Origin of the sequence: Streptomyces sp. NPDC001941 (assembly GCF_040296945.1) — a bacterium.
GTDB lineage: Bacteria > Actinomycetota > Actinomycetes > Streptomycetales > Streptomycetaceae > Streptomyces.
Genome location: NZ_JBEOYE010000010.1, coordinates 146,576 through 158,898 on the forward strand (window position 1 = coordinate 146,576; position 12,323 = coordinate 158,898).

A 12,323-nucleotide genomic window follows, 5' to 3' on the forward strand; every position below is an offset into this window, starting at 1 on the left:
TGGCCGGTCAGATAACAGATGGCCAAGGTTGGCCGGTCAGCTGACGGATGACAGATGACGGCCGACCAAGGTTGGCCGGGCGGATGGCAGATGACGGCTGACCACTGACAGCTGACGGATCTCAGCCGCTGTCAGCCGTCAGCTGTCAGCCGTCGACTGTTAGCCGTCATCTGTCATCTGCCATCTGTCATAGCTCGCCCGTCACTCCCAATCCCAGTCGATCCCCAGGATCCCCGGCCGCACCCCCTGCTCCACCAGGTGCACCGTGCGGTGGTGGCCCGTGAGGGTCAGGTCGCTGCGGGAGCTGCGGGGGGCGCCCGCCGAGGGCTGGGTGAAGCGGCGGCAGCGGACCGGCAGGGCGGCCGGGTCGAAGCCGACCTGCAGGACGTACTGGCCGCCCGCGAAGGTGAAGCCGCGCACGTACTCCGAGCTGGGGCCGCCGGTGCCGTCCTCGAAGCCGTAGCCGAAGGGGTACGTCTCCCCGGCCCGCAGCCGGGCGTCGAAGAGCAGCTCCGCGACCACCACCCCCGTCGCGCGGTGGTGGCGCACCCGGCCGGTGCGGCAGTTCTCGCGGGCGCGCACGGTCACGCGTGACGCGTCGGAGCCCGGGTCCCCGTGGTGGATCGCCAGGTAGCGGTCGACGCCGTCGCGGTGGGCGCGTACGACGTGCTGGGACTCGCGGCCGAGCAGTTCGCGGGCGGCGCCGATGCGGACGCGTTCGTGGTGCCCGACGGTGTGCAGGCCGCCGTCGGTGGGGCACTCCAGTTCGGCCAGGAGCTGTTCGACGACGCCCGAGGCCTCGACGAGGGAGCGGTAGGCGCGGGCGGCGGGGCGTTCCACCTCGGGGGCGGTCTCGTCGAGCAGCCGGATCAGGGAGTTGCCGGGCAGCTGGAGGAGTTCCTCCAGGGCGCGCACCGCCTTGCGGGACTCGGGGCGCTGGGGGCGGCGGGCACCCTGCTGCCAGTAGCTGAGGCTGGTGACGCCGACCTTGATGCCGCGGTGGGCGAGGTGGTGCTGGACGCGCTGGAGGGGGAGTCCGCGCACGGCGAGCGCGGCGCGCAGCGCGAGGTGGAACGGGCCGGTGTGCAGGACCTGGGCGAGGTCGGCCTCGGTGTGCGGGGAGAAGGCGGGGACGGGGGCGGGGGTGGGGTGCCGCATGAGCCCTCCTCGTACGGCTCGGTGAACGTTCACGGCAAGGCGGCGGGTCGCCGGGCGGGTGGCGGCGGGGCGCAGGTGGGCAGGGGTGGGCGTTCACACTGCGGTTTCACCGTTCACATTGCGATGTCACCTCGCATTGAACCGTGTTGACCTGTTCCCGACAACGACCGATGCTCCTCAGCAGCGTCCGGACGCGCTCCTCCAGATCCCCACCCCCCGCCTCGGGAGGAACGCGATGCGCAACCCCGCCCCATCCCCCGCCCCGCGAAGGAACCGGCACAGACGCCGCCTGTCGGCCGTCCTCCTCGCCGCCGCGGTGGTGGCCGTGCCGACCGCCACGGCCACCGCCGCACCCGCCGCACCCGCCCCCGCCACGGCCGCCGCCGCGGACCAGGCCGCCCCGTCGGCCGCCCTCGCCGCCAAGCGCCTCAACATCACGATGCAGGCCCAGCAGAAGACCAACTGGTGCTGGGCCGCGTCCGGGAACACCATCGCGACCTGGTTCGGCCGCTCGTACAGCCAGAACCAGTTCTGCAACGCCGCCTTCAACCGCCAGCAGGGCTACGACTGCCCCAACAACCAGGCCACCCTGGGCAACGTCCAGACCGGGCTGAGCTGGGCGGGCATCAACCCCGGTTCGTACGTCACCGGTTGGCTGCGGTACGCCACCGTGCAGACCGAGATCAACGCCAACCGTCCGGTCGAGACCCGCATCCAGTGGTCCAGCGGCGGCGGCCACATGCACGTGATCTACGGCTACGACGACGCCAGCAGCTGGGTGTACTGGGGCGACCCCTGGCCCTCCAACGACCGCTACAACTGGGCCTCGCACTCCTGGTACGTGAACAACAGCTCCTTCTCCTGGACCCACTCGCTCTACCGGATCGGGGCGTGAGCGCCATGACGAACCGCCGCCGCGCCACCACGGCGCACCGCCGCCCCGCCCCCGCCGCGGCCCTCGTCGCCGCCCTCGCCGTCCCGCTGCTCGCCCTGTCCGCCCCGGCGGCGGGTGCGGCGCAGGCGCCCGCCGCCGACGGCCCCGACCGCGCGGTGCGCTCGGCGCAGACCCTCGACACGCTCTCCCGCTTCTTCGCACGCGACGGCGCGGTGGCCCGTACGGCGGCCGCCCCGCGCGTGGAGGGCGCTTCCGTGCCGGTCAGCGTGCTGTCGGCGGACTTCGTCGCCGGGCGGGCGGGCGCCCCGGTGGCCCGCGTGGAGTACTACGCGGCCCGCGCGGTCTCCTCGGACGGGCGGACGGCGTCCCTGTGGACCGTGAAGCAGGGCGCCGCGTGGCAGGTGGTGAACATCGCCACCGGGGACGACGAGACGCGGTACGCCGCGCAGGGCGCCGCGAAGCTGCCCGGCGGGACGGTGTTCCAGGAGCCGCAGATCAACGCCTGGTACGTGGCCGGGGGCGCGAAGGTGCTGCCCCTGGACGAGGACGCCGTGCGCGCCGTGGGGTCGAACGGCACGACCCTGGCCGCCTACCGCGCGCGCGTCCAGCGCGCGTACGGGGACAAGCTGCCCGGCTCCGCGTACGCGCGCTCCGGCAAGGCGGGCGGCTACGCCGAGGCCCCGGCCGCCGGGGCCGGCGCGCGGCCGGTCGTCGCGGTCGCGTCCGCGGCGGCGGGCGTGGGCGCGGTGGGCGCGCTGGGCCTGCTGGTCGTGACGGTGCGCCGTCGCCGTACGGCACCGGCGGCCTGACCCGGCCCGCCGGGAGCCGCCGGCGGATCCCCGGCACCGCCCCCGTACCGTCCCCGCGCCGTCCCCCGGACACGAGCGGGTGACGGAAGCGGCCTGCGGTGCCGCGACACCCCCGCGAGGGCCCCGGAGCGCAGTCCGCTCCGGGGCCCTTCCGGGCTCTGGCTGTCGGTCCCCGCCAGTAGGGTGTGGGGCATGGCCGACCCCTCCAGCTACCGCCCCAAGCCGGGACAGATCCCCGACTCGCCGGGGGTCTACAAGTTCCGCGACGAGCACCGCCGGGTGATCTACGTCGGGAAGGCGAAGTCCCTGCGCCAGCGCCTGGCGAACTACTTCCAGCCGCTGGTCAACCTGCATCCCCGTACGGCCACGATGGTGACGACGGCGGCCTCCGTGGAGTGGACCGTGGTGTCCACCGAGGTCGAGGCGCTGCAGCTGGAGTACTCCTGGATCAAGGAGTTCGACCCGCGCTTCAACGTCAAGTACCGCGACGACAAGAGCTATCCGTACCTGGCGGTCACGCTGGGGGAGGAGTTCCCGCGCGTGCAGGTGCTGCGCGGGGCGAAGAAGAAGGGCACCCGCTACTTCGGTCCGTACGCGCACGCGTGGGCGATCCGCGAGACGGTGGACCTGATGCTGCGGGTCTTCCCGGTGCGCACCTGCTCGGCGGGCGTGTTCAAGAACGCGGCGCGCACCGGCCGTCCCTGTCTGCTCGGGTACATCGGCAAGTGCTCGGCGCCGTGCGTGGGCCGGGTGGACGCGGTGGAGCACCGTGAACTGGCCGACGAGTTCTGCGACTTCATGGCGGGCCGGGCCGGGCCGTACATCCGCCGCCTGGAGAAGCGGATGGCCGAGGCCGCCGAGGAGATGGAGTACGAGCGGGCGGCGCGGCTGCGCGACGACATAGAGGCGCTGAAGAAGGCCCTGGAGAAGAACGCGATCGTGCTGGCGGACGCCACCGACGCGGACCTGATCGCGCTGGCGGAGGACGAGCTGGAGGCGGCCGTCCAGATCTTCCACGTGCGCGGCGGCCGGGTGCGCGGCCAGCGCGGCTGGGTGACGGACAAGGTGGAGGCGGTCTCCACCGGCGACCTGGTCGAGCACGCGCTGCAGCAGCTGTACGGGGAGGAGAGCGGCGACGCGGTCCCCAAGGAGGTCCTGGTCCCGGCGCTGCCGGAGGACGCGGACGCGGTCGCGCGCTGGCTGGAGACGCGCCGGGGTTCCGGCGTCTCGCTGCGGGTGCCGCAGCGGGGCGACAAGAAGGACCTGATGGAGACGGTCGCGCGCAACGCCCAGCAGGCGCTGGTGCTGCACAAGACCAAGCGGGCCAGTGACCTGACCACGCGCTCGCGCGCGCTGGAGGAGATCGCCGAGGCGCTGGGCCTGGACGCGGCGCCGCTGCGGATCGAGTGCTTCGACGTCTCGCACCTGCAGGGGCAGGACGTGGTGGCGTCGATGATCGTGTTCGAGGACGGGCTGCCGCGCAAGAGCGAGTACCGCCGGTTCGCGATCAAGGGCTTCGAGGGGCAGGACGACGTCCGCTCGATGCACGAGGTGGTCACCCGGCGCTTCCGGCGCTACCTGGCCGAGAAGGAGCGGACCGGCGAGTTCGCGCCCGAGGACGGCGAGGTCGCGGCGGCGGAGGACGACGGGCGGCCCAAGCGGTTCGCCTACCCCCCGCAGCTGGTGGTGGTCGACGGCGGGCAGCCGCAGGTGGCGGCGGCCCAGCGGGCGCTGGACGAGCTGGGCATCGACGACGTGGCGGTGTGCGGCCTGGCCAAGCGGCTGGAGGAGGTGTGGCTGCCGGGGGAGGACGACCCGGTGGTGCTGCCGCGCGCCAGCGAGGGGCTGTACCTGCTCCAGCGGGTGCGTGACACGGCTCACGACTTCGCCATCCGCTACCAGCGCTCGAAGCGGAACAAGCGGGTCAGGACCAGCCCGCTGGACGCCGTGCCGGGCCTCGGCGACACCCGCAAACAGGCGTTGATCAAGCATTTCGGCTCGGTGAAGCGGCTGCGGCAGGCGACAATCGAGCAGATCTGTGAGGTGCCGGGCATGGGACGCAAGACCGCCGAGTCCGTCGTCGTGGCACTGGCGCAGGCGGCTCCGGCCGCACCCGCCGTGAACACGGCGACAGGAGAGATCATGGAAGACGACGGGGGCACGGAAGCATGACCGAGCACGACCGAGAAGACGGAGCGGCACACGTGAGTACGACCCTCGAGCCCGGGGAGGCCGCCGAGGCGGCGATCCCCGAGCTGGTGATCATCTCCGGGATGTCCGGCGCGGGGCGCAGCACCGCGGCGAAGTGTCTGGAGGACCTCGGCTGGTTCGTGGTCGACAACCTGCCGCCCGCGCTGATCCCCACGATGGTGGAGCTGGGTGCCCGCTCGCAGGGCAACGTGGCCCGGATCGCGGTCGTGGTCGACGTGCGGGGCCGGCAGTTCTTCGAGTCGCTGCGCGAGTCGCTGGCGGACCTGGAGAGCCGGCAGGTGACCCGGCGGATCGTGTTCCTGGAGTCCTCGGACGAGGCGCTGGTGCGCCGGTTCGAGTCGGTGCGCAGGCCGCACCCGCTGCAGGGCGACGGCCGGATCGTGGACGGCATCGCGGCCGAGCGCGACCTGCTGCGGGAGCTGCGCGGCGACGCGGACCTGGTGATCGACACCTCCAGCCTGAACGTGCACGAGCTGCGGGCGAAGATGGACGCCCAGTTCGCGGGCGACGAGGAGCCGGAGCTGCGGGCGACGGTGATGTCGTTCGGGTTCAAGTACGGGCTGCCGGTGGACGCGGACCTGGTGGTCGACATGCGCTTCCTGCCCAACCCGCACTGGGTGCCCGAGCTGCGCCCGTTCACCGGCCTGAACGAGGAGGTGTCGGCGTACGTCTTCAACCAGCCCGGCGCCAAGGAGTTCCTCGACCGCTACACCGAGCTGCTCCAGATGATCGCGGCGGGCTACCGGCGCGAGGGCAAGCGGTACGTGACGATCGCGGTCGGCTGCACGGGCGGCAAGCACCGCTCGGTGGCCACCTCGGAGAAGCTCGCCAAGCGGCTGTCGGCGGCCGGGATCGAGACGGTCGTCGTCCACCGGGACATGGGGCGCGAGTGAAGCCGTACCGCCGCCGGGCGAGCTCGCCGCCGGTGCGGGTGCTGCGCCGGCGCGGCGCCCAGCCGAAGGTCGTGGCGCTGGGCGGCGGGATGGGCCTGTCCGCCTCGCTGGCGGCGCTGCGCCGGATCACCGGCGACCTGACCGCGGTGGTGACGGTCGCCGACGACGGCGGGTCCAGCGGCCGGCTGCGCGAGGAGCTGGGGGTGCTGCCCCCGGGCGACCTGCGCAAGGCGCTGGCGGCGCTGTGCGGGGACGACGACTGGGGCCAGACGTGGGCCCGGGTGATCCAGCACCGCTTCCAGTCCAAGGGCGAGATGCACGGGCACGCGGTCGGCAACCTGCTGATCGTGGCGCTGTGGGAACAGCTGGGCGACCCGGTGCAGGCGCTGGACCTGGTGGGCAAGCTGCTGGGCGCGCACGGCCGGGTGCTGCCGATGTCGGCGGTGCCGCTGGAGCTCCAGGCCCTGGTGAAGGGCCACGACCCGGAGCGCCCGGACGACGTGGACACGGTGCGCGGGCAGGCGACGGTGGCGCTGACGCCGGGCGAGGTGCAGTCGGTGCACCTGGTGCCCCACGACCCGCCGGCGGTGCCGGAGGCGGTGGCGGCGGTCCTCGACGCCGACTGGGTGGTCCTGGGGCCCGGGTCCTGGTTCTCCTCGGTGATCCCGCACCTGCTGGTGCCGGAACTGCTGGACGCGCTGGTCGAGACGAAGGCGCGCCGGGTGCTCCCGCTGAACCTGGCGCCGCAACCGGGAGAAACCGATGGCTTCTCACCGCAGCGTCATTTGGAGGTTTTGGGACGACACGCCCCTAAACTCGCCCTGGACGTGGTGCTGGCCGACGAGGCCGCCGTGCCCGACCGGGAGTCCCTGGCAGATGCCGCGAAGCGGCTCGGTGCCGCGGTGGAGCTGGCTCCCGTGGCCCGGCAGGACGGCTCCCCCCGGCATGACCCGGAGCTGCTGGCAGCCGCGTACGACCGTATTTTTCGGATGCATGGAAGGATCGGCCCATGGCGATGACGGCAGCGGTGAAGGACGAGATTTCCCGGCTCCCCGTCACCCGGACCTGCTGCAGAAAGGCGGAGGTCTCGTCGATCCTGCGGTTCGCGGGCGGGCTGCACCTGGTGAGCGGACGCATCGTGATCGAGGCGGAGCTGGACACCGCGATGGCGGCGCGCCGCCTCAAGCGGGACATCATGGAGATCTTCGGCCACAACTCGGAGCTGATCGTGATGGCTCCCGGTGGTCTGCGCCGCGGTTCGCGTTTCGTGGTGCGGGTGGTGGCGGGCGGCGACCAGCTGGCCCGGCAGACGGGTCTGGTGGACGGCCGCGGCCGTCCGATCCGGGGCCTGCCGCCGCAGGTGGTGTCGGGTGCGACGTGCGACGCGGAGGCGGCCTGGCGGGGCGCTTTCCTGGCGCACGGCTCGCTGACCGAGCCGGGTCGCTCGTCCTCCCTGGAGGTGACCTGCCCGGGGCCGGAGGCGGCGCTGGCGCTGGTGGGCGCGGCACGGCGGCTCTCGATCGGCGCGAAGGCCCGCGAGGTGCGGGGCGTGGACCGCGTGGTCGTCCGTGACGGTGACGCGATCGGCGCGCTGTTGACGCGGCTGGGCGCGCACGAGTCGGTGCTGGCGTGGGAGGAGCGGCGGATGCGCCGCGAGGTCCGGGCGACGGCGAACCGGCTGGCGAACTTCGACGACGCGAACCTGCGGCGTTCGGCGCGTGCGGCGGTGGCCGCGGGCGCCCGGGTGCAGCGGGCGCTGGAGATCCTGGCGGAGGAGGTGCCGGAGCACCTCGCGGCGGCGGGCCGGCTGCGCATGGAGCACAAGCAGGCGTCGCTGGAGGAGCTGGGCGCGCTGGCGGACCCGCCGCTGACCAAGGACGCGGTGGCGGGCCGGATCCGGCGGCTGCTCGCGATGGCGGACAAGCGGGCGCAGGACCTGGGCATCCCGGGTACGGAGTCCAACCTGTCCGAGGACATGGAGATGGCCGACGGTCTGGTCGGCTGACCGCACGACGTCCCAACAGGCCGCCGTCGGCGCCCCCTCGGGGGTGCCGGCGGCGGTTTCGCGTGTGCCGTGCACGCGGTCCCGTACCGGCCCGGTGCGGTCTTGACATGATCATGAACTGTCATGAGCCTGGCGACTGTTCGTTTCGTGGCAGACAACTGCAAGGGGGGCACATGAGACGCAGAGCGAGAGCGACGCTCGCCGCGGCTTCACTGGTCGTCGCCGGGCTCGCGGCCGCACCGTTCGCCGGTGCGCAGCCGAACCCGGGGGAGGGCGACGGCATTTCGGTCTACCGTGCGAAGGTCACCAAGGAGCAGGTGCCGCTGCTCCTGGAGGCCGGGACCGACGGTCACGAGCTGAGCGAGCAGGTGCCGGCCAAGGGCAGCGCCACCGTCGAGCTGTACCTGACCGGCAAGCAGGCGGGCGAGCTGCGGGGCAAGGGGATCCCGCTGTCCGAGCACACGCTGTCGGCCGCCGCGCAGAAGCGCGTGAAGGCCGCGGGCGACGGGGTGTTCCGCCCGTACAGCGGTACGAACGGGCTGAAGGCCGAGATCGTCGCGACCGCCCAGTCGCACCCGGACACCACCAAGGTCGTCAGCATCGGCAAGACGCTGCGCGGCCAGGACATCCTCGCCCTGAAGGTCAGCAAGGGCGCGAAGAAGTCCAAGGACGGGTCCAAGCCCGCCACGCTGTACATGTCCAACCAGCACGCGCGCGAGTGGATCACGCCGGAGATGACCCGCCGGCTGATGCACTACTACCTGGACAACTACGGCAAGGACCAGCGGGTCACCAAGATCGTCGACTCCACCGAGCTGTGGTTCGTGCTCTCGGCCAACCCCGACGGCTACGACTTCACGCACGCCGCCCCCGAGAACCGCCAGTGGCGCAAGAACCTGCGCGACAACAACGGCGACGGGAAGATCACCTCGGGCGACGGCGTCGACCTGAACCGCAACTTCGCCTACAAGTGGGGCTACGACAACGAGGGTTCCTCGCCCGACCCCGCCGACGAGACCTTCCGCGGCACCGCCCCGGCCTCCGAGCCGGAGACCCGCGCGCTGGACGCCTTCGAGAAGCGCATCGGCTTCCACTACGGGATCAACTACCACTCCGCCGCCCAGCTGCTGCTGTACGGCGTCGGCTGGCAGGTGGCCACCCCGACCCCGGACGACGTGGCGCTGAAGTCCCTCGCGGGCACCCCCGCCAACCCGGCGGTCCCCGGCTACCGTTCGCAGCTCTCCTCCGAGCTGTACACCACCAACGGCGAGGCCGACGGGCACGCGGCGAACGTCAACGGCATGCAGATGTTCACGCCGGAGATGTCCACCTGCACCACCGCCTCGCGCGTCGACCCGAACGACGAGTGGGACCCGGCGGACTGCACCTCGTCCTTCAACTTCCCCGACAGCGAGAAGCTGATCCAGCAGGAGTTCGCCAAGAACGTCCCGTTCGCGCTCGCCGTCGCGGAGACCTCGATCCACCCCGACCAGCCGGTCTCCCCGGTCGGCATCGACGCCCCGGACTTCACCCCGGACGCCTTCGCGACCTCCTACGCGTACGACGGCAGGGCCCAGGAGGTCTCCGTCACCGCCCGCAAGTCGGTGCGCGACAAGGAGCTGAGGTACCGGGTCAACGGCGGCCGCACCTACGACCAGGCGCTGCGGCCCTGGAAGGGCGGCCACGTCTACGGAGGCGAGGACAACCTCTACTTCGACGAGTACCGCGCCAAGGTCCTCGACGGCGAGCCCGGTGACCAGGTCGAGGTCTGGTTCACCGGCCGCACCAAGGCGGGCAAGGCGACCCGCAGCCCCTCCTTCACGTACACGATCAAGCCCCGGCCGCGCGCCGACGTGCTGGTCGTGGCCGAGGAGGGCGGCACCGCGCCCGCGCGGCACACCGCGGCGTACACCGGGGCGCTCGCCGCCAACGGGCAGCGCGCGGCCGTCTGGGACGTGGCCACCCAGGGCGCCCCGCACCGCCTGGGCGTGCTCGGCAACTTCAAGACGGTCCTCTGGTACACCGGGGCCGAGCGGCCCGGGGTCGCCACCACGCTGGCGATCCGCTCCTTCCTCAACGAGGGCGGCAAGCTGATCAACGCCGGGGAGAACGCCGGCGGCCAGGTGGACCTGGGCGGCGGCGCGCTGTCCAACGACTTCGCGCAGTACTACCTCGGCGCCTACCAGCGGGCCAGCCTGAACGGCCCGCCGAGCTTCGCGGGCACCGGCCCGTTCGCCGGGGCCACCGCGCCGCTGGGCGCCGCCGAGGGCAACCCGCTGGACAACGCGGGCGCCTACACGGTCACCTCCGACACGCTGAAGCCGGACCAGTTCCCGCAGTTCAGGAGCGCGGCGGCGGGGGACTACCCGGGCGTGCGCACTCCGTTCGAGCCGTACGAGGGAGCCACCTTCGCCGCGGCCCGGCACGCCGACAGCGCGTACATGCGCCTGGCGCGCACCGTCGACCTGTCGGCGGTCACGGCCGCGGACCAGCCGCGGCTGGACTTCCAGATCAGCTACGACACCGAGCCGGGCTACGACAACGTCCTGGTGGAGGCGCACACGGTCGGCGCCGACGACTGGACGACCCTGCCCGACCTGAACGGCGGTACGACGACCACCCCGCCCGCCCAGTGCGAGGAGGGCTTCTACCTGGCCGACCACCCGTTCCTGGCGCACTACCTCACCGTCGGCCAGACGGCGTGCGCCGCGAGCGGCAGCAGCGGCCAGTGGAACGCCTTCACCGGCCCGTCCAACGGCTGGCGCAACGCCAAGGTCGACCTGAGCGCCTACGCGGGCAAGCAGGTCGAGCTGGCGATCTCGTACGTCACCGACCCGGGCACCGGCGAGATGGGCGTCTTCGTCGACGACGCCAAGCTGGTCGTCGGCGGCCAGGCGCGGGACACCGAGGGCTTCGAGACCTCCTTCGGCCCCTGGACCGTGCCCGGGCCGCCCGCGGGCAGCGGCGGCAACCAGGTGGACTGGCAGCGGTCGCCCGCGCTCTTCCACTCGTACGCCGCCGTCACCGCGCGTGACAGCGTGCTGCTGGGCTTCGGCCTGGAGCACGTGAAGGGTGACGCGGCCCGCAAGGCGGTCGTGGGGAAGGCGCTGCAGGCCCTGCGCCGCTGACTCTGAGTGACGGCCCGAAATGGGGCCGAAAGTCCCCGATGGCCCGTACCCGCTGGTAGGTACGGGTCATCGGGTTTCCTCCCGGCCCGGACGGCGGCGTTCGATGTCACTCAAGCGGCGCGGGAGAGGTAGGGTCGTAAGCGGTCGGGGACATCCCATTTACAGCTCGCCGGCGTCAGACCGGCGTACCAACGAGGAGATCGGTTCGTGACGATCCGCGTAGGCATCAACGGCTTTGGCCGCATCGGTCGTAACTACTTCCGCGCGCTGCTGGAGCAGGGTGCTGACATCGAGATCGTGGCTGTCAACGACCTGGGTGACACCGCGACCACCGCTCACCTGCTGAAGTACGACACGATCCTGGGCCGCCTCAAGGCCGAGGTCACCCACACCGCCGACACCATCACCGTCGACGGCCACACCATCAAGGTGCTCTCCGAGCGCAACCCGGCCGACATCCCCTGGGGTGAGCTGGGCGTCGACATCGTCATCGAGTCGACCGGCATCTTCACCAAGAAGGCCGACGCCGAGAAGCACATCGCCGGCGGCGCCAAGAAGGTCCTCATCTCGGCTCCGGCCACCGACGAGGACATCACCATCGTGATGGGCGTCAACGAGGACAAGTACGAGGCGGCCAGCCACCACGTCATCTCCAACGCCTCCTGCACCACCAACTGCGTGGCGCCGATGGCCAAGGTGCTCGACGAGAACTTCGGCATCGTCAAGGGCCTGATGACGACGGTCCACGCGTACACGAACGACCAGCGCATCCTGGACTTCCCGCACAAGGACCTGCGCCGCGCCCGCGCCGCCGCGGAGAACATCATCCCGACCACCACGGGTGCCGCCAAGGCCACCGCGCTGGTCCTCCCGCAGCTCAAGGGCAAGCTGGACGGCATCGCCATGCGCGTGCCGGTCCCGACCGGTTCGGCCACCGACCTGGTCGTCGAGCTCCAGCGCGAGGTCACCAAGGACGAGGTCAACGCCGCCTTCAAGAAGGCCGCGGACGACGGCCCGCTCAAGGGCCGCCTGTACTACACCGAGGACCCGATCGTGTCCTCGGACATCGTCAGCGACCCGGCCTCCTGCACCTTCGACTCGCAGATGACGATGGTCCAGGACGGCAAGACCGTGAAGATCCTCGGCTGGTACGACAACGAGTGGGGCTACTCCAACCGCCTCGTCGACCTGACCGTCTTCGTCGGCGGCCAGCTCTAAGCCGGT

At 72.0% G+C, this 12,323-nt stretch carries 9 protein-coding genes; 8 read left to right on the plus strand and 1 reads right to left on the minus strand.

Going from position 1 to position 12,323, the window contains the following annotated elements; translation table 11 throughout:
- Positions 1-201 precede the first annotated feature (201 nt).
- Positions 202-1,158 carry a hypothetical protein gene (locus ABT160_RS11015; RefSeq protein WP_351646249.1) on the minus strand — a complete coding sequence of 319 codons (957 nt, stop codon included), beginning with the start codon at positions 1,156-1,158 and terminating at the stop codon, positions 202-204.
- 235 nt (positions 1,159-1,393) lie between these two features.
- On the opposite strand from ABT160_RS11015, the gene ABT160_RS11020 reads away from it, so the two are divergent.
- From ABT160_RS11020 to gap, 8 genes are all read left to right on the plus strand, one after another.
- The gene (locus tag ABT160_RS11020) at positions 1,394-2,053 is read left to right on the plus strand and encodes a papain-like cysteine protease family protein (protein ID WP_351646251.1); all 660 of its coding nucleotides are present in this window, start codon (positions 1,394-1,396) and stop codon (positions 2,051-2,053) included.
- Positions 2,054-2,058: 5 nt separating this feature from the next.
- Positions 2,059-2,862, plus strand: coding sequence for a hypothetical protein (locus ABT160_RS11025; RefSeq protein ID WP_351646293.1), 804 nt, complete (start codon positions 2,059-2,061; stop codon positions 2,860-2,862).
- A gap of 192 nt (positions 2,863-3,054) precedes the next feature.
- Entirely contained in the window at positions 3,055-5,034 is a 1,980-nt protein-coding gene (gene uvrC, locus ABT160_RS11030; protein ID WP_351646253.1) for an excinuclease ABC subunit UvrC, read from the plus strand.
- The gene (gene rapZ, locus ABT160_RS11035) at positions 5,031-5,966 is read left to right on the plus strand and encodes an RNase adapter RapZ (RefSeq protein ID WP_351646254.1); all 936 of its coding nucleotides are present in this window, start codon (positions 5,031-5,033) and stop codon (positions 5,964-5,966) included. The genes uvrC and rapZ overlap by 4 nt, the downstream gene beginning before the upstream one ends.
- Positions 5,963-6,985, plus strand: coding sequence for a gluconeogenesis factor YvcK family protein (locus tag ABT160_RS11040; RefSeq protein WP_351646255.1), 1,023 nt, complete (start codon positions 5,963-5,965; stop codon positions 6,983-6,985). Before rapZ ends, ABT160_RS11040 begins: the two co-directional genes overlap by 4 nt.
- Positions 6,976-7,971, plus strand: a complete 996-nt coding sequence (gene whiA, locus ABT160_RS11045; RefSeq protein ID WP_351646257.1) for a DNA-binding protein WhiA — start codon at positions 6,976-6,978, stop codon at positions 7,969-7,971. Before ABT160_RS11040 ends, whiA begins: the two co-directional genes overlap by 10 nt.
- A gap of 173 nt (positions 7,972-8,144) precedes the next feature.
- Positions 8,145-11,099, plus strand: coding sequence for a M14 family metallopeptidase (locus ABT160_RS11050; protein ID WP_351646259.1), 2,955 nt, complete (start codon positions 8,145-8,147; stop codon positions 11,097-11,099).
- A 207-nt stretch (positions 11,100-11,306) separates the two neighbouring features.
- Positions 11,307-12,317, plus strand: coding sequence for a type I glyceraldehyde-3-phosphate dehydrogenase (gap, locus tag ABT160_RS11055; protein ID WP_351646261.1), 1,011 nt, complete (start codon positions 11,307-11,309; stop codon positions 12,315-12,317).
- The last annotated feature ends 6 nt before the right edge of the window (positions 12,318-12,323 follow it).